The organism is Chachezhania sediminis (assembly GCF_009765275.1).
GTDB lineage: Bacteria > Pseudomonadota > Alphaproteobacteria > Rhodobacterales > Rhodobacteraceae > Chachezhania > Chachezhania sediminis.
The window spans coordinates 38,962-64,902 of record NZ_VOPH01000007.1; the positions used below are offsets into that span (position 1 = coordinate 38,962).

General features: G+C 64.5%; 25 protein-coding genes and 3 pseudogenes. 13 read left to right on the plus strand and 15 right to left on the minus strand.

The window, feature by feature from the left end:
- Positions 1-3 precede the first annotated feature (3 nt).
- Entirely contained in the window at positions 4-1,155 is a 1,152-nt protein-coding gene (locus FQK05_RS18725; RefSeq protein WP_158969737.1) for an acyl-CoA dehydrogenase family protein, read from the minus strand.
- Between the two features lie 27 nt (positions 1,156-1,182).
- Positions 1,183-2,088 (minus strand): SDR family NAD(P)-dependent oxidoreductase, encoded by a 906-nt coding sequence (locus tag FQK05_RS18730; protein ID WP_158969739.1) that lies wholly within the window; start codon positions 2,086-2,088, stop codon positions 1,183-1,185.
- A gap of 222 nt (positions 2,089-2,310) precedes the next feature.
- On the opposite strand from FQK05_RS18730, the gene FQK05_RS18735 reads away from it, so the two are divergent.
- The 5 genes from FQK05_RS18735 to FQK05_RS18755 all read left to right on the plus strand — a co-directional run bounded on the left by FQK05_RS18735 (position 2,311) and on the right by FQK05_RS18755 (position 5,780).
- Positions 2,311-2,730, plus strand: a complete 420-nt coding sequence (locus FQK05_RS18735) for a hypothetical protein (protein ID WP_158969741.1) — start codon at positions 2,311-2,313, stop codon at positions 2,728-2,730.
- A 10-nt stretch (positions 2,731-2,740) separates the two neighbouring features.
- Entirely contained in the window at positions 2,741-3,097 is a 357-nt protein-coding gene (locus FQK05_RS18740) for a MaoC family dehydratase (protein ID WP_158969743.1), read from the plus strand.
- A complete protein-coding gene (locus FQK05_RS18745) occupies positions 3,094-3,927 on the plus strand; it encodes an HpcH/HpaI aldolase/citrate lyase family protein (protein ID WP_158969745.1) in 834 nt (277 codons plus the stop codon). Before FQK05_RS18740 ends, FQK05_RS18745 begins: the two co-directional genes overlap by 4 nt.
- 3 nt (positions 3,928-3,930) lie before the next feature.
- Positions 3,931-4,689, plus strand: a complete 759-nt coding sequence (locus FQK05_RS18750) for an enoyl-CoA hydratase/isomerase family protein (RefSeq protein WP_158969747.1) — start codon at positions 3,931-3,933, stop codon at positions 4,687-4,689.
- 794 nt (positions 4,690-5,483) lie between these two features.
- Positions 5,484-5,780 (plus strand): hypothetical protein, encoded by a 297-nt coding sequence (locus FQK05_RS18755; RefSeq protein WP_158969748.1) that lies wholly within the window; start codon positions 5,484-5,486, stop codon positions 5,778-5,780.
- An 11-nt stretch (positions 5,781-5,791) separates the two neighbouring features.
- Here the strand turns inward: FQK05_RS18755 and FQK05_RS18760 are convergent, their stop codons facing one another.
- Together FQK05_RS18760 and FQK05_RS18765 are read right to left on the minus strand one after the other, a co-directional pair.
- Positions 5,792-6,100 carry a type II toxin-antitoxin system RelE/ParE family toxin gene (locus FQK05_RS18760; protein ID WP_158969750.1) on the minus strand — a complete coding sequence of 103 codons (309 nt, stop codon included), beginning with the start codon at positions 6,098-6,100 and terminating at the stop codon, positions 5,792-5,794.
- Between the two features lie 4 nt (positions 6,101-6,104).
- Positions 6,105-6,359 carry a ribbon-helix-helix domain-containing protein gene (locus FQK05_RS18765; protein ID WP_158969752.1) on the minus strand — a complete coding sequence of 85 codons (255 nt, stop codon included), beginning with the start codon at positions 6,357-6,359 and terminating at the stop codon, positions 6,105-6,107.
- Between the two features lie 173 nt (positions 6,360-6,532).
- On the opposite strand from FQK05_RS18765, the gene FQK05_RS18770 reads away from it, so the two are divergent.
- The gene (locus tag FQK05_RS18770) at positions 6,533-7,870 is read left to right on the plus strand and encodes an amidase (protein WP_158969754.1); all 1,338 of its coding nucleotides are present in this window, start codon (positions 6,533-6,535) and stop codon (positions 7,868-7,870) included.
- Positions 7,871-8,019: 149 nt separating this feature from the next.
- Here the strand turns inward: FQK05_RS18770 and phnE (FQK05_RS18775) are convergent, their stop codons facing one another.
- The 6 genes from phnE (FQK05_RS18775) to speB are packed head-to-tail and all read right to left on the minus strand — an operon-like array spanning position 8,020 to position 13,020.
- Positions 8,020-8,856 (minus strand): phosphonate ABC transporter, permease protein PhnE, encoded by an 837-nt coding sequence (gene phnE / locus FQK05_RS18775; RefSeq protein ID WP_158969756.1) that lies wholly within the window; start codon positions 8,854-8,856, stop codon positions 8,020-8,022.
- The gene (gene phnE / locus FQK05_RS18780; protein ID WP_158969758.1) at positions 8,828-9,721 is read right to left on the minus strand and encodes a phosphonate ABC transporter, permease protein PhnE; all 894 of its coding nucleotides are present in this window, start codon (positions 9,719-9,721) and stop codon (positions 8,828-8,830) included. Before phnE (FQK05_RS18780) ends, phnE (FQK05_RS18775) begins: the two co-directional genes overlap by 29 nt.
- Positions 9,718-10,458, minus strand: a complete 741-nt coding sequence (gene phnC / locus FQK05_RS18785; RefSeq protein ID WP_158969760.1) for a phosphonate ABC transporter ATP-binding protein — start codon at positions 10,456-10,458, stop codon at positions 9,718-9,720. The genes phnE (FQK05_RS18780) and phnC overlap by 4 nt, the downstream gene beginning before the upstream one ends.
- On the minus strand, positions 10,451-10,969 hold the full coding sequence (locus FQK05_RS18790; protein WP_158969763.1) for a protein-tyrosine phosphatase family protein: 519 nt from the start codon (positions 10,967-10,969) through the stop codon (positions 10,451-10,453). Before FQK05_RS18790 ends, phnC begins: the two co-directional genes overlap by 8 nt.
- A 51-nt stretch (positions 10,970-11,020) precedes the next feature.
- On the minus strand, positions 11,021-11,914 hold the full coding sequence (phnD, locus tag FQK05_RS18795) for a phosphate/phosphite/phosphonate ABC transporter substrate-binding protein (protein WP_158969765.1): 894 nt from the start codon (positions 11,912-11,914) through the stop codon (positions 11,021-11,023).
- 44 nt (positions 11,915-11,958) lie between these two features.
- Positions 11,959-13,020 (minus strand): agmatinase, encoded by a 1,062-nt coding sequence (gene speB / locus FQK05_RS18800; protein WP_158969767.1) that lies wholly within the window; start codon positions 13,018-13,020, stop codon positions 11,959-11,961.
- A gap of 150 nt (positions 13,021-13,170) precedes the next feature.
- Here speB and FQK05_RS18805 point away from each other — a divergent pair, with 150 nt between their 5' ends.
- Complete coding sequence (locus FQK05_RS18805) at positions 13,171-14,133, plus strand: LysR substrate-binding domain-containing protein (RefSeq protein ID WP_158969769.1); 963 nt, start codon at positions 13,171-13,173, stop codon at positions 14,131-14,133.
- A gap of 282 nt (positions 14,134-14,415) precedes the next feature.
- Here the strand turns inward: FQK05_RS18805 and FQK05_RS18810 are convergent, their stop codons facing one another.
- The 3 genes and pseudogenes from FQK05_RS18810 to FQK05_RS26200 form a co-directional block, all read right to left on the minus strand.
- Entirely contained in the window at positions 14,416-14,778 is a 363-nt protein-coding gene (locus FQK05_RS18810; protein ID WP_158969771.1) for a hypothetical protein, read from the minus strand.
- Positions 14,779-15,362: 584 nt separating this feature from the next.
- Positions 15,363-16,571 carry a serine hydrolase domain-containing protein gene (locus FQK05_RS18815; RefSeq protein WP_233270574.1) on the minus strand — a complete coding sequence of 403 codons (1,209 nt, stop codon included), beginning with the start codon at positions 16,569-16,571 and terminating at the stop codon, positions 15,363-15,365.
- Between the two features lie 360 nt (positions 16,572-16,931).
- Positions 16,932-17,171 (minus strand): annotated as a pseudogene (locus FQK05_RS26200) (integrase core domain-containing protein); the annotation flags it as partial.
- A 576-nt stretch (positions 17,172-17,747) separates the two neighbouring features.
- Between FQK05_RS26200 and FQK05_RS18820 the strand changes: the two are divergent.
- A pseudogene (locus FQK05_RS18820) lies at positions 17,748-18,318 on the plus strand (IS5 family transposase); the annotation flags it as partial.
- On the opposite strand, the pseudogene FQK05_RS26205 reads toward FQK05_RS18820, so the two are convergent.
- Both FQK05_RS26205 and FQK05_RS18830 read right to left on the minus strand, forming a co-directional pair.
- A pseudogene (locus tag FQK05_RS26205) lies at positions 18,319-18,580 on the minus strand (IS481 family transposase); the annotation flags it as partial.
- A 161-nt stretch (positions 18,581-18,741) separates the two neighbouring features.
- Entirely contained in the window at positions 18,742-20,655 is a 1,914-nt protein-coding gene (locus FQK05_RS18830; protein ID WP_158969773.1) for an alkyl/aryl-sulfatase, read from the minus strand.
- Between the two features lie 165 nt (positions 20,656-20,820).
- On the opposite strand from FQK05_RS18830, the gene FQK05_RS18835 reads away from it, so the two are divergent.
- Genes FQK05_RS18835 through FQK05_RS18855 form a run of 5 tightly spaced genes read left to right on the plus strand, consistent with a single transcriptional unit; the run spans position 20,821 to position 25,920 of the window.
- On the plus strand, positions 20,821-21,516 hold the full coding sequence (locus tag FQK05_RS18835) for a TetR/AcrR family transcriptional regulator (RefSeq protein WP_158969775.1): 696 nt from the start codon (positions 20,821-20,823) through the stop codon (positions 21,514-21,516).
- A complete protein-coding gene (locus tag FQK05_RS18840; RefSeq protein WP_158969777.1) occupies positions 21,513-23,117 on the plus strand; it encodes a GMC family oxidoreductase in 1,605 nt (534 codons plus the stop codon). Before FQK05_RS18835 ends, FQK05_RS18840 begins: the two co-directional genes overlap by 4 nt.
- Positions 23,118-23,145: 28 nt before the next feature.
- Positions 23,146-24,144: a TRAP transporter substrate-binding protein gene (locus FQK05_RS18845; RefSeq protein WP_158969779.1), complete on the plus strand. Its 999-nt coding sequence runs from the start codon at positions 23,146-23,148 to the stop codon at positions 24,142-24,144.
- A 25-nt stretch (positions 24,145-24,169) separates the two neighbouring features.
- The gene (locus tag FQK05_RS18850; protein ID WP_158969781.1) at positions 24,170-24,661 is read left to right on the plus strand and encodes a TRAP transporter small permease; all 492 of its coding nucleotides are present in this window, start codon (positions 24,170-24,172) and stop codon (positions 24,659-24,661) included.
- Positions 24,661-25,920, plus strand: coding sequence for a TRAP transporter large permease (locus tag FQK05_RS18855; RefSeq protein ID WP_158969783.1), 1,260 nt, complete (start codon positions 24,661-24,663; stop codon positions 25,918-25,920). The genes FQK05_RS18850 and FQK05_RS18855 overlap by 1 nt, the downstream gene beginning before the upstream one ends.
- Positions 25,921-25,941 lie beyond the last annotated feature (21 nt).

The following is a 25,941-nucleotide window of genomic DNA, read 5'->3' on the forward strand; positions in this document are numbered from 1 at the left end:
TCCTTAGTAGCTGCGTGGCATGCCCAGCACGTGCTCGGCGATGAAGGACAGGATCAGGTTGGTCGAAATCGGGGCGACTTGATACAGCCTTGTTTCCCGGAACTTCCGTTCGACGTCGTATTCCTCGGCAAAACCGAAGCCGCCATGGGTCTGGATGCAGGCATTCGCCGCCTCCCACGAGGCATCGGCGGCCAGCATCTTGGCGATGTTGGCCTCGGCTCCGCAGTTTTCGCCGGCCTCGTACCTGCGAATGCCTTCACGCACCATCAGTTCGGCCGCGCGCATGGCGGCATAGGACTTGGCGATGGGGAACTGGATGCCCTGGTTCTGGCCGATGGCACGGCCGAAGACATGGCGATCCTTGGCGTAATCGACACCGCGCTTGATGAACCACTTGGCATCGCCCACGCATTCCGACGCGATCAGCAGCCGTTCGGCATTCATGCCGGTCAGGATGTACTTGAAACCCTTGCCTTCCTCGCCGATCAGGGCGCTGGCGGGAATCCGCATGTCCTTGATGAAGATTTCGGTCGAGTTGTGGTTCATCATCGTGCGGATCGGCCGGATTTCCAGCTGGTCCTCCGGGATGTCCCGCATGTCGACGATGAAGGTGGATATGCCGTCGGTCTTCTTCGATACCTCGTCCTTCTTCGTGGTCCGCGCCAGCAGGATCATCAGGTCCGAATGTTCGGCCCGGCTGGTCCAGACCTTCTGGCCGTTCACGACATAGCTGTCGCCGTCCCTTGCCGCGAAGGTCCGGATCGAGGTCGTGTCGGTGCCGCTGGTCGGTTCCGTCACCCCGAAGGCCTGCAGGCGCAGGTCGCCCGAGGCGATCCCGGGCAGGTACTTCTGCTTCTGCGCGTCCGAGCCGTGGCGCAGGATCGTGCCCATGACGTAAAGCTGGGCGTGGCAGGCGGCGCCGTTGCAGCCCATTTCCTGAACGGTCTCAAGGATCGCCGCGGCCGCAGACAGGCCAAGGCCGGTGCCGCCGTACTCCTCGGGGATCAGAACGGACAGATAGCCCGCTTTGGTCAGCGCATCCACGAATTCCGACGGATATTTCCGTTCGGCGTCCAGTGTCCGCCAGTATTCATCCGGGTAATTGGCACAAAGCTTGCGCACTTCGTCCCGGATCATGTCGTAGTCGTCGCTCATCGGATGTCCTGTCGGCTGCGGGGGCGGTCAGACCGGGTCCCAAGTGAACACATGCTCGGACCGCTCCAACGGACAGAACTGCGCCGCCATCGCCGGCAGGGCGTGGTCCAGCACGCTGTCCGCCGTCCAACCGTCGCCGGAATGGACGGACCGGACCGGGCGCGGCTGGCTCATCAGCATGATCTCGTTGTTGCGGACGCAGAAGATCTGGCCGGAGGGCACGCGTGCGTCGCCCGACAGAAGCGAGATCGCAAGCGGCGCGATCTTTTCCGGGACCATTTGTTTGAACTTTTCGACGCGGGCGATCTGTTCAGGCGTGTCGGTGGGCAGCGAACTGGTCATCCGGCTCCATGCGAAGGGGGCGATGCAGTTCGATTTGACGCCGAAACGTTCCATGTCCAGCGCGATCGACTTCGACAGCGCCGCGATGCCCATCTTGGCGGCCATGTAGTTGGCCTGCCCGAAGTTGCCGATCAGGGCCGATGTCGACGTCATGTGCACGAAGGCGCCTGATCCCTGTTCCTTGAAATGCAGGGCGGCGGCGCGACTGACATTGAAACTGCCATAGAGATGGACTTTCAGCACGGAATCGAAGTTTTCGAAGCTCATCTTGTGGAAGAAGCCGTCGCGCAGGATGCCCGCGTTGTTGATCACGCCATCAATCCTGCCGAACGTGCCGATGGCCGTCTGAACGATGGCCTGCGCTTCGCCCGGATCGGACACGCTGTGGTTCGAAGCAATGGCCCGTCCGCCCGCGTCCTTGATCTCGCGAACGACCTTTTCTGCGGCGCCAAGGTCATCCGTTTCGCCCGACAGCGACACGCCGATGTCATTGACCACGACGGCCGCACCGGCCTGGGCGCATTCGACGGCAAGCGCCTTGCCGATGCCGCCACCGGCGCCGGTGACGATGACAACTTTATCTTTCAGCACGGGATTCCTCCTTGTTCTGAGTTTAAATAAGACGGACGTTTGGGATAAGCAAGGCGCGGTTGGTCGGTTTTGCAGGCCCCCTGTCCCAGTGAGAGAGGACAGATTATTGTGAAAAATTAGGTGTTGCCCGGTCGCACCTATTGGCTTCACAGTACTTCGGCGTTTATAAACCGGACGTACCGCTTAAATAAAGCGCGAGACAGACCCGGAAGGAGGATGGCAGTGACATATCAGGCGGCCGGGACAGGCACGGCAGATCGCGACGTCTGGACCTTCGCACGGTTCGAAGCCGGCCAGGACTTCGGTACGGTCGAGGTGGAAATGGATGCAGAACGCCACGCCAGTTGGGAACGTATCTTCGGGCCGACCGGAGACCGGTTGCCCCGGGGTATGCTGGTGACTGCGATGATGGAGGCCTATATCCGCGCGATCCAGCCGCGCCCCGACGGAAATATCCATGCCTCGCAGGAACTCGATTTCCGGGAGGGCGCTGTGGTCTGGGGCGATACCGTCGCGATCGAGGTCAACTGCGCCGGGAAGGAAGAGCGCAACGGCCGCTTCTGGGTCCGTTTCGGCATCGTCGCCAGAACCGCCGGCCGCGTCATCATGACCGGCACGATCCGGTCCATCTGGGCAGCCTGAGGTCAGGGGCATGAAACTTCGCGAACTTTCGCTGGAAACCAGTCCCGACGTTACGGCGGCCTATGCGGACCTGTCGAACGACTTCAACCCGCTGCATGTCGATGCCGTCTTCGCGGCGAAGACCCCGTTCGGGGCACCCGTGGCCCACGGTGCGATGGCGCTGGACCTGCTGTTGAACGCCATAGAAGCCACGTTCGGCACCTCTGGCCGTCAGCATCTGGACATTCGCTTTACCGCGCCCGTGAAAGTGGGCGAGCGGATCACGACCGGAGGCGTACCGGCGGGGGACGGGTGGTCGGTTTGGGTGCACCAGGACGACGGAACCCAGGTGCTGAAAGGCACGCTGCGGCTTGGCGGTCCGGAATGACGCCCCTGACCCCGTGTGATTTCCCGCTGTTCGTCCCGGCTTCCCGGCCGGAACGGTTCGAAAAGGCGCTGACCGCAGCCCATGACGCGGTGATCTTCGACCTTGAGGATGCAGTGGCGGCCGATGCCAAGACCAGGGCGCGGGATGCCCTGGCGGATCATTTTCCGGGGATCGCCCGGCAGGGCAGGGCATGTTTCGTGCGGATCAACGCGCGTGACACGCCATGGCATAGCGACGATGTCGCCTTGTGCGCGGATCTGGATCTTGCCGGCGTCATGCTGCCCAAGGCTGAACGCGCGGATGACATGACGGCCCTGGCGGCAGCGCTTCCACCGGGCCGGACGCTGCTGGCGCTGATCGAAACGGCGGCCGGACTGGTCCATGCGGCGGCCATAGCACGCTCTGCGGGTCGGTTGGTCTTCGGGTCGGTGGATTTCTGCGCCGATCTGGGCTGCGACCTTGATCGCCCGCTGCTGCTGAGGCCGCGGCAGGATCTGGTCATTGCCTCGCGCCTCGCCGGCCTGCCGGCGCCCGTCGACGGAGTGACCACCGCCCTGAAGGATCCGGACCTGATCCGCGATGATGCCGCGCATGCCGCCGGGTTGGGCATGGGGGGCAAGCTTCTGATCCATCCGTTTCAGATTCCGCCCGCGCTGCAGGGCTTCGCCCCGTCGTCCGAAATGGTGGCCTGGGCCGGGCGCGTCCTGGCGGCCAGCGCCGGCGAGGCGGTGGCCGTCGACGGCATGATGATCGATGCGCCGGTCCTTGCACGTGCGCGGTCCATCCTGGCGCGGAATGCCTCTGCGACCGATCTCAAGCTGGAAGGATAGGACATGAGCTGCCTGATCGAAATGCTGGAGGATGACGGCATCCTCCACCTTGTTCTCAATGTTCCCGAAAAGAAGAACGCCCTGACCGATGACCTGCGCGCGGCCTTCCGCGATGCGACTTTGCGGGCCCAGACCGACGCGGGGGTGCGGGCGATCCTGATTTCGGGCGCGGGCGGGGCGTTCTGTTCGGGCGGTGACATCGCGGCCATGACCGGCGATCCGGAGATCGCGCAGCGGCGGATGCAGGTTCTGCATGACGTCGTGAAGCTTCTGATCGCGGGCACCAAGCCCACGGTCGCCGCCGTCGGCGGGGTGGCTTTCGGTGCCGGTTTCTCGCTGGCGCTGTGCTGCGATCAGGTCGTCGCGGATACGAGTGCACGGTTCTCGGCTTCGTTCGGCCGGGTCGGCCTGCCGCCCGATCTGGCCCTGTCCTTCACGCTGCCGCGTCGCACCGGGGATGGCATTGCCCGGCGCATGCTGCTGTCGTCGACCATTTTGGACGCTGCCGAAGCGGCTAAGGCCGGGATCGTCGACGATCTGACCCAACCCGATGACCTTCTGGACAGGGCCCGCGCCGCGGCGCGCGACTTGGCGGGCTTCGGACAGGAATCCAAGGCACATGTGAAGGCCTTGGTCACGGCGGCGGCCGGCGATCTGGATGCATTGCTGGCGCGGGAAATGTCGTCCTATCTGGCCCTGCTGAATTCGCCCGAACATGTCGCGGCCCGGACCGCCTTCATGTCCCGGAGCGGGAAAACATGAGCCGGAGGTCTGTCCGTTCAGAACATGACGCGCGGCAACAAAAAACCGGGTCCGGGCCATTCAGGCGTTCAGCGGGGGCTGTCAAAGATTGAGTTCGGGCAAGGGCAGAACTCCGGTGGGATGCCGTGGCGATGTAGCGATACAGATCGTCCAAGTCGGCCTTTGCTTCAGGTGCACAGGCGCCGTCACACGTCCCCCTTGAGGTCTGCAGCGTGCCGCCATCGAACACGTCCTTGGCCGGAACGGCGCGCTCCGGGTCGGCTGCATGACGTCATAGACCGGCACGACCTTCTTGCGCAGCCAGGGTACGGCAGCCTGGTTGCGATGCTGAAGCGCATGCAGACCGACGCATACAACGTCGCTGGCCGAGGCATGGGAGCCGGTCGCGACCTGCTGATCAATGATCAGCGCATGCTCGGGCGAGAGGCTGAAGGAGCGTTTTTCGGCGCCCGATAATTGAAAAAGAATGCACGCGGTTTGAATTCTTCATTCCAATTTCCTGGAACTGCGAAATCGCTCAGGGCTCCGCCCTCGCACGGTCAAAGGGGTGCTTGCATGCAAGCATACTGCGCGTGGCTCTGCTGCCGCTGTGCGCCCTGGCTAGCCCCCTCTCGCCCAGGGGCAGGCCGGCAAGGAATATCTTTCGGGCTGCCCTGTTCGGAAGGGCGCATCCCGCGTTTATGTGTCCGGCTGCACCGGCCTCTCCGGGACAAGCGTTCGGAAGCTTGCCGGCTGAAACCGGCAATCCCGTTCCAAGGCCAGCCGAGAAGCCAGCCAGAGAGCGAGGCGGCCAGATGGCTGAGACAATCCATGACTGCTTGCACAGTCACGATGTCAGCCTGCTTGAAGAGGATCTGGACCCCCTCGAACCCATCGCTGGCGACGACGACAACATGTCCTGCGGCAGTATTGTCAGAGTTCAGGTCAGGTATGGCGACTACCACACGGAACTCACGGACGATGGGAGCGATGAACTCAGGGATATGCCGATGTATGCCCGGGTGTCGGTCGTGGATTTGCATGGCTTTCCGGAGACCTTCGTTGACGACCCCGAGATCATCGCACGTGTCAAGGACCTGCCGCCGCGGTAGCTACCGGGCGCTTACCGAAAATCTTCCCTGAACCTGTCGATCTGATGCATGCGCTCATGGAGGATCGCGACGATGCCGATATCGCCGTCGGACAGCCGGCGCCAATAGACGACGTGGTGCTCGTACCTGAAGAAGAACCCGTCGACGCCGAATTCTGCCGGGACAGGCTTCGAGGCGACGCCATGGGCCTCGATCCGTTCGAACGCCTCGAACAAGCCGGTGACATAGCGATCAGCCTGGGCTTCGCCCCATCGGTCGCGCGTATAGCGGTAGATGTCATCGAGGCGGAGCGCGGCCGCCTCCTGAACCCGGATCGCCATCCGGTCAGGCGCGGTTGCGGGCGATAATCTCGGCCGCCGTCAGCGGCTTGTAGCTGGTTTCGGGCGCGGCGAAAGCGCGGGTCAGCTCGGCCTTCAGCCGATCGAACGCCTCCTGCTCGGCCCGCTCCTTGTCCCGCCGGATCAGGTCGCGCACGTATTCGCTGATGTTCTCGTAAGAGCCGTTCTCGCCGACGTTGGCCGCCACGAAATCGCTGAGCGCACCGCTGAGGCGGACGGTCATGGTTGTGGTGCGGGACATGGCAGGATCCTCGTGCGTGACGTGTATTCAATATAATCAAAAATCACTACGCCTCAAGTCTGGCGGCGGCGACCCAGTTGGGACACGCCACGGCCCCTTGCCAGCCTTGCACGCGGCACGCTCGACGACCTGTCGGGTCTTATTCTGCCTGGCGCAGACCAGGACAAGCCGCAATGACATCCTGGTGCGACAGCAGCGCCGGGGGACAGACGGCCGCGGTGCGATCCGGTCAGGTGACTGCGACAGCCCTGGTGGAGGCGCATCTGGACCGAATCTCGGCCCGAAACCCGTCGCTCAACGCCATCTGCACCCTGGCTGCCGATCAGGCAATTGCAAGGGCAGGGGCCATCGACAGCGCGCATGCAGCTGGTCTGCCTCTGGGTCCGCTTGCCGGGGTGGTCACGAGGATCAAGGACGTGACCCCGGTGCGCAACATGCGCACCACCTACGGATCGCCGCTTTTCGCCGATCACGTCCCGAGCGAAAGCGCGCTGGTCGTCCGGCGGCTCGAGGCTGCGGGGGCGATCGTGATCGGAAAGACCAACTCGCCCGAGTTCGCCGCCGGCGCCAACACGGTGAACAAGGTGTTCGGAGCGACGCACAATCCATACCAGCACGGCCTGTCGGCCGGCGGCTCTACCGGCGGCGGCGCGGTTGGCGCGGCGACCGGCATGATTGCCTTGGCCGAGGGCACGGATTTCGGCGGCTCCCTTCGGGTGCCGGCCGCCTTCTGCGGCGTCTACGGCCTGCGCCCCACGGTCGGCCTGATCCCCAGCCATCCCGTGCCCGATCCCTGGGACACCGGCAGGGTACACGGGCCGATCGCTCGGACCCCCGGCGACATCGCGCTGGCCCTTGACGCAATGCGGGGCCCCGCATCTGAAAGCGCCATCGCCGTGCCCGACCACGCAGATCACCACGCAGATCCGGGTACGCCCCCGGCAGAGGCGCTTCGGATCGGCTTCGCGGCGGACATCACGGGTATCGGGATCGATCCGGGCCCCGCCCGGGCCTTTGCGCTGGCAATGGAGCGCATCAGCGCCCTGGTTCGGACGGAAGACTCCGGATTCTTCGTGCCTGAAACCCGCGATGCATATCGCGTCGCGCGGGCGCTCTGGATGGCGGTGCAGTACCGCGATCTTTTCGACCGGGGCCACACGCTTGCACCGGCCCTGTCCCGCAATATCGCCGCTGGACGCAGCCTGACCGGCGACCAGATCGCCAAAGCCCACGCAACGCGTGCCGCTCTATGGCACCGGTGGCAGGACCTGTTCGCCCGGTTCGACGTGCTGATCACGCCGACTGTGCCGGTCGACCCGTTCCCGATCACCCAGGGCTGGCCCTGCACCGTTGCCGGCACCGAGTTGGACGACGACGTGGACTGGATCGCCCCGACCTATGCCGTGACGCTGATGGGCCTGCCCGCATTGCAGGTGCCCTTCGGCAAAACCCCGGCAGGATTCCCTTTCGGTCTGCAACTGATCGGGCCGCGCTTCCTCGCGAACGCATAGGTCGGGTGGCAACTGCTGTGCCCGCGCACTCATGACCAGAGCAGGTGTGTCCTTCCCAACTTGGCCCAGGGCTTGACCCGATCTTGCCAGGCCGACCTGCCGCAGACCCGACGCCAATACCCGCCGGCCGACTTCCGCATGGCAGCGGCTCAGCGGCCCAGGGCGAGGCGGCGAAGCCAGCGCGACAGAACATCGATCATGGCAACTGTCGGCAGGATCAGAAGGATGATGAAGGCCGCGTCGCTCCAGGCGCTGACGCGGATCCTGTCAGCCAGGAAATAGCCGATGCCCCCTGCGCCGACGACGCCCAGGATGGTGGCCGAACGCGTGTTTGCCTCGAAGAAATAGAGACTGTTGGAAATCAGCACCGGGAACACCTGCGGCAGGATTGCCAGGCGGGCGACATCGGCCTCGTCCCCTCCTGCGGCGCGGACAGCCTCGCTTGCCTTGCGGTCGGCGTTCTCGATCGCTTCGGCATAGATCTTGGCAAGAACGCCAGTGTCGTTGAAGGCGATGGCAAGGATACCGGCGAAGGGGCCCAGCCCGACCACCGACACGAAGATCAGCGCCCAGACCAGCACGTCCACCCCGCGGACGACATCGAGCCCCCGCCGGAGGCTGAAATGGATCAGCCAGTTCGGAATCACGTTGCGCGCGCCCAGAAAGCCCAGCGGCAGCGAGATCAGGCTGGCGGCCAGCGTGCCGAGAAACGCGATGGCCAGCGTTTCGCCCAGGGCGCCCAGGTATTCGGGCAGGAACCCCTTGTGCGTCGGCGGCCACATCTGGCCGGCGATGATTCCAAGATCGCCCAGTCCAGCCCAGAACCGCAATGGGGACAGCCCGAGATGGGCGGACGCGGCCAGGAAACAGGCTGTGAAGCCGATCCAGAACAGGCGGCCGCGCCACAACGGGCCCGGCAGTGGATAGACAGTGCCCCTGTAGCGGGCATGGAGCGCTTCAAGCCTGGCTTGCGGCAGCGGGGACATGGGCGACCTCGGAGGAAATGATGCGGTGACGGATGGCTTCGCTGACGATATCGACCAGCGCGACGGTCAGGATCAGCAGGGCAAGGATCGCGCTGATATCGTGGTAGATGAACTGGTTGATGACGAACATCAGCTCCTGCCCGATCCCGCCTGCGCCGACGAAACCGATGACAGATGCCGCGCGGACATTGATTTCAAAACGCAGCAGGACGTAGCTGATGAAGGCAGGGGCAACCTGTGGCACGACGCCAAGTCGGATCACCTGGTCGCGCGTGGCACCGGCCGCGACGATGCCTTCCAGCGAACGGTCGCTGACCGTCTCGTTGATCTCGGCGAACATCTTGCCGAGGACCCCGGCGGTATGCAGCGTGATCGCCAGCACGCCGGCCATCGGCCCCAGCCCGAAGGCGAAGACGAAGAACAGCGCGAAGACCAGTTCGGGCACGGTGCGCAGAAGTTCCAGGAACCGTCGTACCACTTGGGCCGTCACCGGGCCGAATCCGAGGTTCCGCGTGGCCGGGAACGACAGGAAGAAACCGATCACGGCGCCCATCACGGTGGACACGAATGCGATGAGCAGCGTGTCGAAAAGCAGCGAGAGCCATGTCGGCAGGTTCCACATCCAGTCGGCGAGGTCCGGGCCGAGACTGCGAAGGGACAGGTCGGGCAGGATACGGCCGATATAGGTCCCCAGCCGCGGCAACCCGTTGACCAGCTTGGACCACGACACTTCGCCCTGGTATGCGGACAGCGCGACCAGTAGGGCCAGAATTGCGCCGAACAGCAGCGTCCAGCCGCGCTTGCGGCGCATTTCGGCGCTGCGCAGGGCCTCGATCCGGGCGACGGTTCCGGACGCCGCAGTCATTGCGGCGCCGCGCCGTAGATGGTCCGGATCGCTTCGGCGTCCAGATCGTCGATCGCCCCGTCGAAGACCACCCGGCCCGCAGCCACGCCTACGACACGGCGGCAATATTCGCGGGCCAGTTCCAGATGGTGCAGGTTGACCAGGACTGTCAGCCCGTCCTCGCGGTTGATGCGGGCCAGCGAGTCCATGACCAGCTTCGTGCTGTGCGGATCGAGCGAGGCAACGGGTTCGTCGGCAAGGATCAGTTGCGGGTTCTGTACCAGCGCCCGGGCAATGGCGACGCGCTGCTGCTGGCCGCCCGAAAGCTGGTCGGCCCGCTTCAGGGCAAGGTCGGCAATGCCCAGCCTGTCCAGCGCCTCGATCGCGACGGCACGATCGGCCGGGGGCCAGGCCATGGTCCAGCTACGCCAGCGGGGCAGCGACGCGGCCCGCCCGACCAGCACGTTGTCGAGAACGCTGAGCCGATCGATCAGGTTGAACTGCTGGAAGATCATGGCCGACCGCCGCCGCCAGTCGCGCAGTGACCGTCCGCGCAGGCCGCTGACCGTTTCACCGTCGAAACGGATTTCTCCCCCGGTCGGTTCGACAAGCCGGTTGATCAGCCTCAGAAGCGTCGACTTGCCGGCGCCGGACCGGCCGATGACGCCCACGAATTCCCCGGGGGCGACCGACAGCGACACCGCGTCTACCGCCCGGACATCGGCGAAGCTTCGACTGAGAGAGCAAAGCTCAAGCATGGGTGGGATCCAGTACGTATTGCATCTGTTCGGGGTTCTCGGGCTTGGACCCGGCCGCGCGGATCGTGGCCAGCGCGGCATCGGGCGCCAGGCCCAGGTCCCGCATCACCATCACGGCAGCCAGGCCGGTGCGCCCGACCCCTGCGGCGCAGTGGATCGCCAGCCTTTCGGCGCGTCCCAGACGGTCGGCCAGGTTCTTCGTGAAGGCGGCAAAGGCCGCCGGATCGCCAGGTGTTCCGTAGTCGGGGATGGCGAAGTCCAGCAACTCCATCGCCAGCCTGCCATCGGCCCGCGCCGCGGCATAGTCGGGTGACGCTTCCGGCAGGTGATCGGGATCGACAAGACAGACCAGCCCCGAAATCCCGACCTCGGTCGCGGCCGACACGAAATCCGACATGAGCGCGAACCGTCCCGGCATTTCGGTCAGCCACAGCCCGCCGGATATGCCGGCGGGCAACGCGACGCGGCGCAATGGCCATTCGGATCGGGAGAGTATCGGCCTGCCACTCATCTGCATGGCTCCTGCGGGGTCTTTGCGTCGGTCACGTGTCGGTCGCAGTCGTCAGTTGCTGCCGCGGGTCTTCAGCATCGCCTTGCGCATCTCGATGCTGTCTTCGTAAGCGTCCCGCCCGACCGGCACGATATCCGACCACGAACCGGCGCTGACAACCGCGAAGGACTCCGGGTTGGCTTCCGCGAAGCCGGTCATGGCATCCGACAGGGCGGCTTTCAGGTCGTCCGGCATCGAAGCGCGCACCGACCACGCGTCCGACGGGATCAGCGGGCTTTCCCATATGACCTTGGTCGCTCCGGGTTCGATCTCGCCGCGATCGGCCATCCGCTGCACGGCGCCGCTGGCTTCGGAATAGTGCCAGGTGGCAGCGGCGTCATAGGTCCCGCGCACGACGGCAAGGATGCTGTTCTCGTGCCCGCCCGAGAAGCCCGTCGAGGCGAAGAACCCGTCGCCCATGCCCAGTTTGCCCAAATAGAAGCTGGGAACAAGATAGCCCGACGCCGAGTTCGGGTCGGCATAGGCAAGTGTCTTGCCTTTAAGGTCCTCCAGCTTTTCGATATCGCTGTCGGCGCCTACGATGATCACGGCATAGTAGCCACGGTTGCCAGCGGACGACACCGCGTGGGCCAAGGGCTCCAGATCGCCGCCCAGCACGTCGTCGGCAGCAGCAAAGGCGGCCGCACCGAACATGGCCATGTCCACCTCTTCAGCGTCCATGGCCTGAATGATCCCGCTATAGGCACTGGCCATGCGCAGGGTCACCGGCACCCCCAGCACGTCGGACAGGTACTCGGCCAACGGGGCATAGCGGGCCTGGCCTTCCTCGGCGTTCTCGATCGGCGGTACGCCGATGGTCAGGCTGTCGTGGGCGTCGCGCCAGTCGGCCGATGCGGCGCCGGCAATGATCGACGCCAGGGTGGCTGCTAGGATCGTCTTCTTCATGTCGTTTCTCCGCTGTGGGATTGGGGTCTGGTTTTTCTTGGTCTTCACGTGTCCCTGCAGGGCAGCGAGGGGCTGAACTGCATCAGGCTAAGGATTTCGAACAACACCTGGGCTCCGGCCTGGGCGGTATTGGAGGTCGGGTCGTACTGAGGCGCTACCTCGACCACGTCTCCACCCACGAGGTTGATGCCCTTGAGCCCGCGCAGGAGTTCAAGGATGTCCCGGGTCGACGGACCGCCGATCTCGGGGGTGCCGGTCCCGGGGGCAAAGGCCGGATCAAGGCTGTCGATGTCGAAGGACAGGTAGGTCGGTCCGTCGCCCACCACCTCCCGCGCGCGGCGGATGATCTCGGCCGTGCCAAGCGACGGCATGTCCTCGGCATGGATCACGGTCATCCCGGACTCGGTCGAGAATTCCCAAAGATAGTCCGCCGCACCCCGGATTCCGATCTGGATCGTCCGGGTCGGATCCAGCACGCCATCCAACACCGCGTTCCGGAACGGACCGCCGTGGTGAAAGCGGGTCAGGTCATAGGCGCCGCCGGTGTCGCAATGCGCGTCGATATGGATCATCCCGACCGGCGCCGTGCGGCCGACGGCCTTCAGGATGGGATAGCTGACGGAGTGGTCGCCGCCGACCGACAGTGGAAGCACCCCGGCATCGACGATCAGGTTCACATGAGCCTCGATATCCTGGTGGCTCAGTTCCAGCTCGTAGCGGCTGCGGAACGGGACATCGCCGATGTCGGCCACCTTGGTCTGGTGAAGGGGGGCGCAGCGCAACACGTGGTTGTAAGGCCCGATCCGTTCGATCATACGCAGCGCCCGGGGTCCGAACCGGGCACCGGACCGGTTGGTCACGCCCAGATCCATCGGCACGCCGAGGAGCGCGACCTGCAGGTCCCTGAAGTCGGGATCGGTCCAGTCGATGAGCTGGTACGGGGCGCCAAGTAAGGTTGGCACACCGCTCCAGGGGGCGGGGCGTTTGCCACCTTCCGAGAAAATGTGATCTGCAACCGCGCGGAAGTCCGGCCGGAAGATGTCACCGCCTTGCGCATCGCCGAAACGGGACCGGAGCGCCGCAAGCGCATCCTTGGAAATAGGCATGTTATCAGATCCTTGAGCCGCTTCGGCACGCTTGGGGCAGGGCCGATTGTTGTCCCGGTTCGGGAAAGATTGCGCCGTTGAACATGAAAAAACAATTGATATAGTTTCACGGGTTATTGTAAGTTTTTTTGACATATAAGGAGCTGGGAAATGAGCAGGCTGCCGCCATTGAAAGCCTTGCGGGTTTTCGAGGTGACCGCCCGACAGGGTTCCATGACCCGTGCCGCGCAGGAACTTCACGTGACCCACAGCGCGGTCAGCCACCAGATCACGACCCTTGAAGATGCGCTTGGCGTCCGCCTGTTCGATCGTGTGGGGCGCCGGTTGAAACTGACCAGCCAGGGGCTCGATCTCCTGCCAGCTGTCACCCATGCGTTCGAGGCGATCACGTCGGCAACGGAACGTATGGGGCGGCCTGTCAACTCCGGCAAATTGTCGATCGCCTGCATGCCGGCCTTGCTGTCCTTCTGGATCATGCCGAGGCTTGGCGAATTCACGTCGCGCTATCCCGGGATACGCTTGACATTCGATTCCGCAAGCGACCAGGAACAACGCTGGAACGGCGGTGCCGATATCCAGATCGTCTACGGCGAAAGGAACTGGACCGGGTACTGGTTCCGACGGTTGTCGGATCTTGCGCTCTTTCCCGTGGTAAGCCCGACGCTGATGAACAACCAGCCCATCCGGACCGTCGGAGACCTTGGCAAACAGGTTATCCTTCATGCCGACGAAGGGCGGGAGTGGCGTCAATGGCTGGCGTCGGCGGACGCACTGTCGCTGCCTCTGCATGCCGAACATGCCATGGGTGACGCGCGCCTCGCGATCGAGGCCGCTGTCCACGGGCACGGTATTGCCATGGGGGATTCGATCTCCACGGCGGATCTTCTTGCACGGGGGCAACTGGTGGCGCCATTCAGGATGTCCGTGCCGGCGGCCAATGTCTTTTACATCGCCTGCCGAAGCGAGGTCCGGCAGGTGCCGGTGGTGAATGCCTTCACGGAATGGATGTTCGACGAACTGGAACGGGAACCGCAGTTGGCGCCTGGGCGCATGTCCAACTGGCCGATCCGGCGCAGTTCCTCGCGCAGCCGCAGCAGATCCACGGTCAAGTAGTGCCGGGTGCGTCCCGGCGCCTGCCGGTCAAGGTTCGGGCCCGGTTGCCATTTCTGCAGTGCCGCGCGACATATGTGGAACGGCCCGCATGGCAAGAGCTTTCTCAGCCGATGGTGATTTGGGAGCGGTGCGGTCATATGTACGGCCTTTCGATGCGGTCCATGCCGCTGGCCTCGATGAAGACCGCGATGCTAGCTGATCTGGAACAGCGACTTTAGGGTCGGGTCCTGGATCACGAGCCCGTTCGCGGGCCGACCGGCGCCTGACGCAGCGTGGCATTGATCATGAGGTATCTCCCTGGGGTGCCCGGCATTGCGGCTGCGCCCCCAAGGCGTCTGGCTGTGACAGGGATGATGAAAACCATGCGCGATTGCAAGTTGGCGGCATGATCGCCTCCGGCAGTGTCTGCACGTCGCCATCGTCGAAACGGGCAAGCGCCTGCAGCGCGGCAATGGGCGTATGGCGCGTGCCATGGGCCTCGTGGGCGTCGACCAGCATGGCTTCGAGCGTCATGTCCGCCTGGTGGATCCTGGCATGCAGATCGTGGTAGCCTTTCTTTCCGGCGCGCTGCTGGATGACCGTCAGCTTCGACACGGCCAGGTCTCGCAAGGACGTGACCGGCAAGTCGTGAGCACCTGTCTGCATGGGCGGATTCCGGACCCTCTTGGCACGTGCGAACGCAGCCCTTCCAGAAAATGGAATGAACATTCCGCCAGGTTGATGCCGCCGAACCCGGTTCGACCTGAGCGGAGGGCGCATCGACGTTCGCAGGGACTTTGCGGGAACACCAAGTCGGCCGGCCGGCAGACATTCAAACTCGCAGCTTTCGCTCGAACCCCTCATGACGCGGGGACTTGAGAGGCGGTCCCGGATTTTCGACCAATCTGCCGCCGGGCCAAGCCATCGCATCGGTTTGACGTCAGGCGGCAATCTTCAGGTTCGGCGTCCGGCTGGCCTTTCTGGGTCGTTGGGAAGCTCTCGACCCCCGGGACCTGGTCGCGATCATCCACGACGGCAGCGACATGAAGGTCCTTGTGCGTACCGCCTCCCATTGGGGCACATATGTCTTCGAGGAAACCGCCACCGTTCCCCAGCTGCGCCGGGCCCCCTTCGGTCCCGATCCTTCGCCGATCGGGCTGCACCAGCTGTCGCCTGAAGTGGTGCCCGGCTGGGTCCGGCGCCCGTCCGTCAGACAGGGCTGGCTGACATGTGCACAGGTCCAGATCATTCTATCGCGGCAGCGGCCCGGAGAACCCGCGCCCGAGTGCTTCGGCAATGGCGCCGAAGACGCGTCTGGCCGGCAAAGCGCAACTGATGCCCGTCGGATTGTCTGGCAGCACGGGAGCACCGCTGCAATCGCCCGACTTGATGTCACTGTTGGCCTGCACGACAACCGTGAAGTCCGACTCCGTATCGTAGAACACGGCCGTGTTGAAGCCGGGCAGATCCCCGGTATGGCCGACCCAGCCCTCCGCACAGCGCATGCCAAGCCCATAGCCTGCAGGTTCGGCGAAGGACGTCAGGCGGATTTCCTGTGTCTCGGGCTTCAGCAGACCCTGCCCTGTCCCATAGGCCCGCCCATAGGTCATCAAGTCACCCATGTTCGAAATCAGCGCACCCGCAGCCCCCAGCCCGGACGGGTTCCAGTGCGTCGTGACGACAGGCGCAGCAGACGCATCCGCGTTGCCCTGCAGGGTGATGCCCTGAGGAAACGGTTCCGGCATCTCCGTACTTGTGCCCGGCCACGAGGTGTTGTCCATGCCCAGCGGCTGGAAGATCCGGTCCGCGAAGACGTCGGCAATGCTCTGGCCGGTCACCTTCTCGATCACGAGGCCCAGCAAAATGGTGTTGGTGTTGGAATAGTCATACTCCGCACCCGGCTCGAAGATGGGAGAGCCCGGCAGAGCGAAGCCCAGCAGATCCTCAGGCGTGTAGACAAGACCAGGTTGTTCCAGGTAGCGCATGAAGAACTCTTCCGACGCGGTATAGCTCAGGACGCCGCTGGTCATGTTCGCAAGCTGGCGCAGGGTCACGCGATCGCCGTTGGGCACGCCGTCAACATACTGGTCGATCGTGTCTTCGAGCGACACTTTCCCCTCTTCCACAAGCTGCAACAGCGAAGTGACCGTGAAGGTCTTGGTGACGGAACCGATGCGGGTATGCATGCCCACCTCCATCGGCGCGCCGGTGTCCGGATCGGCCACACCCCAGGCCCCCGTCCAGTATCCGTCGGGCGTGAGGACGCCCGCGATGATGCCCGGCGCGGCGGCCTGGCCCAGCGACGCGCGAACGGCGGCGTCAAGTTTGCTGGCCATGGCATCGGGCAATGGCGTGGTGGTCATGGCCGCGGTCACCGGGTAGGCCGTGACCGCGGCGGGATCTGCCACGCAGGCCTGTGCCACCACCATATCAGCCGTAGAGACCATCAGTGCCGACACGACAAGCACCACGCGGGCCAGTTGCCTGGATCTTGAACCTGATCCCATACTCGTCATCACCGTGCTCCCATCCATCGCTGATCTCGCGTGACAGCCCTACATTTTCCCTTGGGGGGAACAATCTGGCATACGGTTCAATACTGGTATAAACGCAATCGGCATTGTGATGGGCGTTGTTGAAGAACGCTGTCTGCGAAGGATACACATCATGAAGCCCTGCGGTTAGAGGGGGGCGATGTCGTGAAGCTCTTTTCGGGTCTACATCTGGTCCAGTATCGCGGTCGTCGCCCCGTCACTGATCAGCGCGGCATCAAGCCGTTCTAAGCTCCTCCCCATCACCTGGACAGTTTCCGGGGTTATTTAAGCTACTCTCTGCCTCTGCTGGCCGATTTCGATCTGGTTGAAGTTGACCACGGCGGGCGGCTGTTCGCCATGGGCGGCGTGGGGCCGTTGGTTGTTGTGGAAGGTGATCCATCGGCCGGCGCCGGCCTTGGCTTGCGAGCCGGTCTCCCAAGCGTGCAGCTAGACGCACTCACACTTCAGGGACCGCCAGAGGCGCTCAATGATTATGTTGTCGAGGCAGCGCCCCTTGCCGTCCATCCGTCGCCCGGAAGGGCATTGCGAAGCAATGTCCCGAGAGGGGGGATCCGGACGCCGATCCGTTTCAGCTGGTCGGCCCAGGCGAAGGACGAAAACTGCGAGCCTTGGTCCGTATTCAAGATCTCGGGCGGGCCGAAGCGGTAGTCCGGGCACATTCGCAGCCGCGACCGTCGTCATCCGGTCCTGCGTTACCTGGCTCAATACCTCGATCCGGTTCAACGCGCGCTCGCTCATCGCAATCCATCCCACCGCCACGCTCCATTCCTGCACCGACAGGGAAGTGTCACACTTCTACTTTGCACATGTGGGACATTCTAACGTTGCGGTCACACTTTCCCGTTCTGGAATCAGTCTTATGTGAATTATAGAGAAACGATTTCTGCCGATGCTTTTCGCGGCCCATAGCACCGACGCCGCATCGACCCCTCTGCAGCCAGGGGAAGTTTTGCGGAGAATGGTAGCGCTGCTGACCTAAATTCGGTATACTGTATGTATGGTTTTCCCACCGCGAATAGCTCTGTTGCACAAATCCGGTGCGGGATTCACCCCATGAATCCAGCGTGGTAGCTGGGGTGCATGAGCAGCCCCACACTCCCAAACTACAAGACCAGGAACTGGCCAGCCTACAATGAAGCGCTCAAGCGCCGGGGCTCGCTGACGATCTGGTTCGATCCCGAGATGAGTTGGGAGGCCGCGCAGACAGGCAGGCGTGGCCGCCAGCAGAGCGACACCGATGCCGCCATACAGACGTGCCTCTCGATGAAGGTGCTGTTCCAGATGGCGCTCCGACAGACGACCGGGTTCGTCGAAATCTGCTGCGGCTGGTTGGCCTCGACTGGACGGTGCCCAACTTCAGCACGCTGTCGCGCCGCCAGAAGACTCTGGCCGTCAATATCCCGTATCGCGGCTCCAAGGGGCCGTTGCACCTGCTGATCCCTCTCGGGACATTGCTGCGCAATGCCCTGCCCGGCAGTGGACAGCACCGGCCTCGAGGTCGAGGGCGAATGGCACGCCCGCAAGCATGGCGGTCCCAAACGGGTTCGCCATTGTCGCTCGGACCAATGGCGCGACAAGGCTCACCTGGCGCAAGATCCATCTCGGGACTGATGAGGAAACACTGGAGGTCCGCGCTGTCGAGGTCACTGGGATACCGCTGTAGACAGCGGTCAATGCTGAGAGTGTCAGGTGCGGGATGGACGGCTGAAGGCCATAGAGGCAGTCATCAAGCGCAGCAGCGTGTGGCACCGAAACGCGACGATGGCCGCCTCCTCAGCCTCCGTGAGGACCGTCGAACGTGGCTCCTTTGGGCCGGTCTTGAGATCATCGACCGTCTGCCGTTTACGCCACTTCGCAACCGTCTTCGGATTGATCCCGAGCTCCCTGCTCAACGCCGCGAGCGAGGCTTCCGATCACTGTTTTGCAGCTCTGACGACGTACGTGCCCTCTCATGGCTTGCTGCGCAAACCACCGCCGGGTGACAGCATGTGGCGCTCCCGCGCCGAACTTGTCCCGAAATGCTTCCTTCCATTCCGAAGAAAAGATCACGCCATCAAACCGTGGGATCAAACACCTAGGGTTCGACAATGGCGAAATTGCCGAAGACCGGCGCCATGCAATCGAACAGACCCTTCAGGGCTGCGGGGTTGCCGGCGATCCGGGCCCGGCCGTCGGCCATCAGGTCCGGCAGGGTGACCGCACGCGCGATCAGCTGGTTCAGGTCGGACCGCCGAATATCCAGCACCACGTCGGCCACGGCCCCGTTCCCCTCTGAAGCGCTGATAGGGACATGGGTCAGGGCGCAATTGCGCAGGGTGGCCCGCCGCGCCCGGTCCAGGTCGGTGAACCGGAAGTCCAGCACCAGCGACACGCCCTCTGCCTTCGACGGATCGACCCAGGTGCCCATCAGGTCGAACAGCTGCGCCTCGGTGATCGATTGCAGCGCCGATCCCGGCCGGGCCGCTGCCTTGGGCATCTCGCGGATCCCGTGGCGCAGCTCCTGCGCGCCGAACAGGTAGCTGTTCCGCCAGGTGGCGCATTCCGACAGATAGCCCAGCTGTTCATAGGCATCCGCCAGCAGTTGCCGCGCGCCGTCATGGCCGGGATCGGCAAAGACCGCGTCGTTCATGACCTGCGCCACCCAGCGATAGTTGCCTGCCTCGAAATCCGCCTGCGCCCGGGCGACGACCGCGTCGATGCCGCCCATGTATTCCATCAGCTTGGCCCCGGTTTCCACCGGCGGCAGCGGGTCCAGATGCGCCGGCACCGCATCGTACCACCCCATGTAGAACTGGTAGATCGCCTTCACGTTATGCCGAAGCGAGCCGTAGTAGCCCCGCGCATGCCAGTGCCGCGCGATGGAATCGGGCAACGTGATCTGGTCCGCGATCTCGTGCGGGGTCAGGCCCTGGTTGATCATCCGGACGGTCTGATCGTGCACGAACTTGTACAGGTCGCGCTGCACTTCGAGGTAGTCGCGCACCGCGTCCCTGCCGAAGACGGGCCAGTGGTGCTGGCCGATCAGGACATTCGCCCCGTCGCCCCACATCTCGAGCGCTTCCGAGATGTAGTGCGTCCAGTTCAGCGCGTTGCGCACCTGCGCGCCACGGAAGGGCAGCAGGTTGTGAAAGTTGTGGACCGCGTTTTCCGCCAGGTTCAGCACGCCCAGGGCCGGCAGGAAGATGTGCATCTCGGCCGGCGCCTCGGTTTCCGGGGCCATCTGGAATTCGAAGGTCACGCCGTCGATCTCGCGCGTGTCGCCGGTGGCACAGATCAGGTCCGTAGGGGCCACCAGCACCGCCTGCCCGCCCGCATAGGTCTTGCCAAGGCCGTTGTCCACGTGGCCCTGCTGCCCCGGCGGCAGGAAGATCCCGAATTGGTAGAACGCGCGCCGGCGCATGGCATTGCCGGCCAGCACGTTTTCCGACACCGCGTGTTCCATGAACTGGTCCGGCGCGATCAGCGGGATGCGTCCGCTGGTGAAATCCTCGCGCCCGGCCACGCCCAGCACGCCACCCCAGTGGTCGGTATGGGTATGGGTCAGGATCACGGCCGAAACCGGCCGGTTGCCCCGGTTCCTGCGATAAAGTGCCAGCCCGGCCTGCGCGCCTTCGACCGTCGAAAGGGCGTCGATGACGATGACCCCGGTCTTGCCTTCCACGATGGTCATGTTGGCCAGGTCCATGCCGCGGATCTGGTAGACGCCTTCCACCACCTCGAACAGGCCGTGAATCATGTTCAGCCGCGCCTGCCGCCACAGGCTGGGATTCACCGTGTCGGGACAGTCATCGCCATCGATGAAGCCGTAGGGCGCCAGCGACCAGGCAGTCTTTCCCGCCTCGTTGTCATAGGCCGCGTCCGGCAGGGCATCCATCCGCCCGCGGATCGCATCGTCGAAATCGCGCGTGTCTTCCATCGGAAGCGTCCGCGCAAAAGCCGCCTGACGCTGGATCGTCGTGGCACTTGCAGGTTGTGAAGTCCGGGTCACGGTCTTGTCCTCCCATCCCCGTCGCCGCCGTTCCGCGGCGCGATCATGTTTCGCACCGAAGAACGGTGTTGCTTTTGACGCACGAATCCTTAACATGAATCCGAATTCAGGTTCAATGCTCATCAAATTGAATCGTGATTCAGGTTACGGAGGGGGCCAGACGACATGCAGGACAGCGCAAGCGATTCAGCCGACAGGGTGCGCCCTGCCCTGCAGGCCCGCAGCCAGGAAAAGCTGCGCCTGATGCTGAAGGCCGGTCGCGACCTGATCGAGGAGAAGGGTTTCGCCAAGACCCATATCGGCGACATCGCGCAGCGGGCCGGCTGTTCGGTGGGGATCTTCTATGAACGCTTCGGCAACAAGGAGACGTTCTTCACCTACCTGCTGGAAACCATCAGCGACGACACGACCCGTCAGATCCACGACTTCCTGACGCCCGAGAAATGGGATGGCGTCGCCACGCGCGAGCTGATCCGCCAGGTGGTCCGCGGCTATGTCCGCTGGTTCCGCGAGAACCGCGGCCTTTACACCGCGGCCCTGTCGACCCCGATCGAGGGCGGCCAGAACTTCACCCCCTTCCGCCGGCAGTTCGTGGCGCTCAGCACCGCGCTGGCGGCCCTGCTGGAAGACCGGCGGGCCGACCTGGACTGTGCCGACATCACCGCCACGGTCTGGTTCCAGATGCAGATGATGAACGGCACGCTGGCGGTTGCCGGCTTCACCCAGCTGGTCATGGCCGACGGCGCCCGGGTCGAGGGCGATCGCAGCATCGGGATCGACGAACACGAGATGGTGACGCAGCTGGTCGCCTCGTTCCTCAGCGGGCTGGGCCTGCGCACGCAGACGGAGACACGGCCATGACGGCCCCGGCCCACGCCTTCGACTACATCGTCATCGGGGCCGGTTCCGCCGGCTGCGTGATGGCCAACCGGCTGAGCGCCGATCCCGCCGCCCGCGTCCTGCTGCTCGAGGCCGGCGGCCCGGACAAGAGCCCGTTCATCCACATGCCGGCGGGCATCAACCGGGTGAAGGACAACCCCCGGACCGACTGGATCCACCAGACGACACCGCAGGACGGGCTGGCCGACCGCGTGATCCCGATCCCGCGGGGCAAGGGCCTGGGCGGATCGTCCAACATCAACGCGATGGTCTATATCCGTGGGCAAAGGCAGGATTACGACGACTGGGCCGCCGAAGGCTGCGACGGCTGGGGCTATGACGATGTCCTGCCCTATTTCATCCGGTCCGAGGACAACCGCTGCGCCCAAAAGGACGCGGGTTTTCACGGCACGGACGGTCCGCTGACCGTGTCGGACCGGCCCTATACCCACCCGCTGTCGGACATCTTCGTCGAAGCGGCGGTCGAGGCCGGCCTGCCCTACAATGCAGATTTCAACGGCCACCACCAGGAAGGGGCCGGCCGCTATGCCGTGACCCAGCGGGACGCGCGCCGGTGCAGCGCGGCGGTGGCCTATCTGCGCCCCGTGATGGGTCGCGGCAACCTGACGGTCGAGACCGGCGCCCACATCACCGCGCTGGAGATGCAGGGCGACAGGGTCACCGGTGTCACCTACCGGCAGAACGGAAGGATGATCACCGCCAGCGCGGCGGGCGAAGTCATCCTGGCCGCCGGGGCGATCAGCTCTCCCCATATCCTGATGCTGTCGGGGATCGGACCGGCCGACGATCTGCACACCATGGGCATTCGGGTCCATCACGACCTGCCCGGCGTGGGCCAGAACCTTCAGGACCACCTGAACCTGTCGCTGCTCCACCGCACGAAGGACCCGGTCACCCTGGCCGGCATCGGCAAGGGGGCAAAGGCCATCGGCGCGCTGGCGCAGTACCTGTGGAACAGGACCGGCCCCGGCACGACGAACGGCGCGGAATCCGGTGCGTTCTGGGCCTCGCCCGCCAGCAACGGCCGGCCGGATATCCAGATGCATTTCATCCCGATGATGCTGGGCGAGAACATGCAGGACGTGGGCATCCACGGGATCACCATCCATGCCTGCAACCTGCGCCCGGCGGACCGTGGCACGCTGACCCTGCAAAGCGCCGATCCCTTCGCCGCACCGCTGATCGACAACCGCTTCCTGCACAGCGACCGGGACATGGAAAAGATGCGCCACGGCCTGGACTGCGCGCGCGAAATCGCGGCGACCGGTCCGCTGGCCCGGATCCTGTCGGACGAGTTCGCCCCCGGCGCCGACGCCCGGGGTGCGGCGGAACTGGACGCGTTCATCCGCCGGACGGCGGAAACGGAATACCACCCCTCGGGCACCTGCAAGATGGGCGTAGACGACATGGCCGTCGTCGGCCCCGACCTGAAGGTGCGGGGGATGGCCAACCTGCGGGTGGCCGATGCCTCGGTCATGCCAAGCCTTGTCAGCGGCAACACCAATGCCCCCTGCATCATGATCGGCGAAAAGGCGGCCGACCTGATCCTAGGGGCCGCCTGACCCGACACGCAATCTCTAGGAGGAGAGAATGAAGTTGAAGTCCCTGGCCGCCCTTGCGGCTCTGATGACCAGTGTCTGCGCGGCATCGGTCGCCACCGCGACCGAGCTGAAATATGCATCGTCCGCGCCGTCGAATTCCCCCTGGGCCAAGCTGATCGATGTCCTGGTCCAGGATACCGATACCAGGACCGGCGGCGACCTGAAGATCGTGCCCTTCCTGAACAGCCAGCTGGGCGACGAGGCCACGGTGATCCAGCAGGTCGCCCGCGGCCGGGTCGAGATGGGCGGCTTTTCCATCACCGCCGCGGCGGTGGTCGTGCCGGAACTGGGCCTTCTGAACGCGCCCTTCCTGTGGGACAGCACCGACCAGGCCGCCTGCGCGCTGGACGAACACCTGCAGACCTCGCTGCGGCCCTATTTCGAAAAGCGCGGCCTGGTTAACATGTCCTGGGGCGAAACCGGGTATCAGCGCATCTTCGCGGACACGCCCGTCGAAACGGTCGAGGACCTGCAGGCGCTGAAGATCCGCGTGTCCCCGGCCAAGGGGTCGGTCGATGCGTTCAAGGCCATCGGCGTCAACGGCGTGATCCTGCCCCTGACCGAGATCAACTCGGGCCTGCAGACCGGGCTGTTCGACGCGGCCGAACTGAACATCACCTTCGGCGTGATGACCGGTGCAGGCAAGCTGGCCCCGGTGGTGACACGGACCGACCACGTCTACCTGCCGTCGCTGACCGTGGTGTCCAAGCGCGCCTTCGACAAGCTGCCGCCCGAGCAGCAGGAGGTGCTGATGACCGCCTCGGTTCCGGGCCCTGAACAACGCCGGACAGTTCAGTCGGTCGAAGCCGCGCTGACGCAGAAGCTGGTGGCCGAAGGCGGATCCATCGTCGACATGGCCCCGGGCGAACGCGACAGGCTGCGCGACGAGATGGTGAAATCGTGGCCCCAGCTTGTGAAGGACATCGGCAATGACGCGCCCGAGGTCTGGCAACTGATCCAGGACGCCAAGGCGGCGTGCAGCGACTGACGCGACACCAGCCGGGACGAGGTCCATGTTCAAGAACATCCTGATCTGGCTGCGGCGCGTCGAAGGCGCCGTCGCAGCCCTGGCCTTCGTCATGGCCGCCGGCGCGGTGCTGTCGGATGTCGTGGCGCGGGAAATCTTTGCCAGCAGCCTGTGGGGCGCGACCAAGTTCGCGGTCTTCTGCGCCGCCGTCGCGGGTTTCCTGGGCATCGGCCTTGCCACCGACAACGGCATGCACCTGCGCCCCAGCTTTGCCGACGGGCTGGTCCCCGCAGGGCTGGAGCCGGCGATGGCACGGCTGGCACCCTGGCTGACCGCGGGCTTCTACTTTGCCGCGGCCTGGGTCAGCTATCTCTATGTCCGGGAAAGCTACGAGTTCGGGCAGGCCGCGCCCGTGCTGGACTGGCCGCTCTGGATCATCCAGGTGGTCATGCCCTATGCCTTTCTGTCCAATGGCATCCGCCAGACGATCTACGGCATCGACCCGCGCCTGGCGCCCGAAACCGCGGGGCTGTTCTGATGCCCCCCTATGTCGTGATACCGCTGATCATCGCAGGGCTTCTGCTGCTGCGCCAGAACATCGCCGTCATCCTGATGGTCGTCCTGGCCTACCTGCAGGTAGGCCTGGGCGGCGGCCAGCTGACCTGGATCGCCGAGGACGTCTGGAACGCCATCGACAGCGAGATCCTGCTGCCGATCCCGCTGTTCATCCTGTGCGGCGGGATCATGACCCGCGGGTCCATCGCCGCCAAGCTGATCCGCATCATCCGCGTGCTGACCTGCCCTCTGCCGGGCGGGCTGGCGGTGGCCGCGATCGTGTCCTGCGCCGTCTTTGCCGCTATTTCCGGTTCCTCGCCGGTGACCATGCTGGCGGTGGGCACCGTGCTCTATCCCGCCTTGCTGAACGAGGGATACGACCAGAAATTCGCCCTTGGCGCGCTCGTCTCCTCCGGCACGCTGGGGATCATCATCCCGCCGTCGATCCCGATGATCCTCTACGGCATCTCGACCGAGACCTCGATCACCGACATCTTCACCGCCGGCATCCTGCCGGGACTGCTGCTGACGGCGACGCTGTCGGGCTATGCCCTGTTCGTGAACCGCAAGATGACCGGCACGCCCTGGGTCCTGGCCGACATCGTCGACGCCTTCCGCGACGGGATCCTGGCGCTGCTGATGCCGGTGATCCTGCTGGCGGGCATCTTCTCGGGCTTTTTCACCGCCACCGAATCCGCCGCCGTCGCCCTGGCCTATGCGGTGCTGATCGAGGTGCTGGTGTTCCGCGAGCTGTCGGCCAGGGACTTCCTGAACACGGCGATCCGCACCACGGCCCTGCTCGGAACCCTGTTCCCGGTGCTGGCCCTGGCTCTGGGCCTGAACAAGTTCCTGATCGCCGAAGGCTTCCCCCAGATGGTGGCCGAATGGCTGAACGCCCATGTCGAAACCTCGACCGGGTTCCTGATCCGCTTCAACCTGCTGATGCTGGTCGTCGGCTGTTTCATGGATGCCGGCAGCGCCATCCTGATCTTGGCACCGATCATGAACGTGATCGCCTCCAGCTACGGGCTGGACCCGGTCCACATGGGCATCGTCATGGTGATGAACCTGGAAATCGGGTTCCTGACACCGCCCATGGGGCTGAACCTGATCGTCGCAATGACGGCCTTCGGGGCGTCGTTCGGGAATGTGGTGCGATCTTCGCTGCCGTTCCTGGCGCTGATCGTCCTGGTGCTTCTGGTCGTGACCTGGGTGCCCTGGCTGTCGCTGGCGTTGCTGTGACCCCGCTGCATTGGAAGAGCT

What these genes read in the sequence shown, in the direction of transcription:
- FQK05_RS18725 (WP_158969737.1), bottom strand. Translation starts at nt 1,155, where the DNA reads ATGAGCGACGACTACGACATGATCCGGGACGAAGTGCGCAAGCTTTGT.
- FQK05_RS18740 (WP_158969743.1), top strand. Translation starts at nt 2,741, where the DNA reads ATGAAACTTCGCGAACTTTCGCTGGAAACCAGTCCCGACGTTACGGCG.
- FQK05_RS18745 (WP_158969745.1), top strand. Translation starts at nt 3,094, where the DNA reads ATGACGCCCCTGACCCCGTGTGATTTCCCGCTGTTCGTCCCGGCTTCC.
- FQK05_RS18750 (WP_158969747.1), top strand. Translation starts at nt 3,931, where the DNA reads ATGAGCTGCCTGATCGAAATGCTGGAGGATGACGGCATCCTCCACCTT.
- FQK05_RS18755 (WP_158969748.1), top strand. Translation starts at nt 5,484, where the DNA reads ATGGCTGAGACAATCCATGACTGCTTGCACAGTCACGATGTCAGCCTG.
- FQK05_RS18760 (WP_158969750.1), bottom strand. Translation starts at nt 6,100, where the DNA reads ATGGCGATCCGGGTTCAGGAGGCGGCCGCGCTCCGCCTCGATGACATC.
- FQK05_RS18765 (WP_158969752.1), bottom strand. Translation starts at nt 6,359, where the DNA reads ATGTCCCGCACCACAACCATGACCGTCCGCCTCAGCGGTGCGCTCAGC.
- FQK05_RS18770 (WP_158969754.1), top strand. Translation starts at nt 6,533, where the DNA reads ATGACATCCTGGTGCGACAGCAGCGCCGGGGGACAGACGGCCGCGGTG.
- phnE (WP_158969756.1), bottom strand. Translation starts at nt 8,856, where the DNA reads ATGTCCCCGCTGCCGCAAGCCAGGCTTGAAGCGCTCCATGCCCGCTAC.
- phnE (WP_158969758.1), bottom strand. Translation starts at nt 9,721, where the DNA reads ATGACTGCGGCGTCCGGAACCGTCGCCCGGATCGAGGCCCTGCGCAGC.
- phnC (WP_158969760.1), bottom strand. Translation starts at nt 10,458, where the DNA reads ATGCTTGAGCTTTGCTCTCTCAGTCGAAGCTTCGCCGATGTCCGGGCG.
- FQK05_RS18790 (WP_158969763.1), bottom strand. Translation starts at nt 10,969, where the DNA reads ATGAGTGGCAGGCCGATACTCTCCCGATCCGAATGGCCATTGCGCCGC.
- phnD (WP_158969765.1), bottom strand. Translation starts at nt 11,914, where the DNA reads ATGAAGAAGACGATCCTAGCAGCCACCCTGGCGTCGATCATTGCCGGC.
- speB (WP_158969767.1), bottom strand. Translation starts at nt 13,020, where the DNA reads ATGCCTATTTCCAAGGATGCGCTTGCGGCGCTCCGGTCCCGTTTCGGC.
- FQK05_RS18805 (WP_158969769.1), top strand. Translation starts at nt 13,171, where the DNA reads ATGAGCAGGCTGCCGCCATTGAAAGCCTTGCGGGTTTTCGAGGTGACC.
- FQK05_RS18810 (WP_158969771.1), bottom strand. Translation starts at nt 14,778, where the DNA reads ATGCAGACAGGTGCTCACGACTTGCCGGTCACGTCCTTGCGAGACCTG.
- FQK05_RS18835 (WP_158969775.1), top strand. Translation starts at nt 20,821, where the DNA reads ATGCAGGACAGCGCAAGCGATTCAGCCGACAGGGTGCGCCCTGCCCTG.
- FQK05_RS18840 (WP_158969777.1), top strand. Translation starts at nt 21,513, where the DNA reads ATGACGGCCCCGGCCCACGCCTTCGACTACATCGTCATCGGGGCCGGT.
- FQK05_RS18845 (WP_158969779.1), top strand. Translation starts at nt 23,146, where the DNA reads ATGAAGTTGAAGTCCCTGGCCGCCCTTGCGGCTCTGATGACCAGTGTC.
- FQK05_RS18850 (WP_158969781.1), top strand. Translation starts at nt 24,170, where the DNA reads ATGTTCAAGAACATCCTGATCTGGCTGCGGCGCGTCGAAGGCGCCGTC.
- FQK05_RS18855 (WP_158969783.1), top strand. Translation starts at nt 24,661, where the DNA reads ATGCCCCCCTATGTCGTGATACCGCTGATCATCGCAGGGCTTCTGCTG.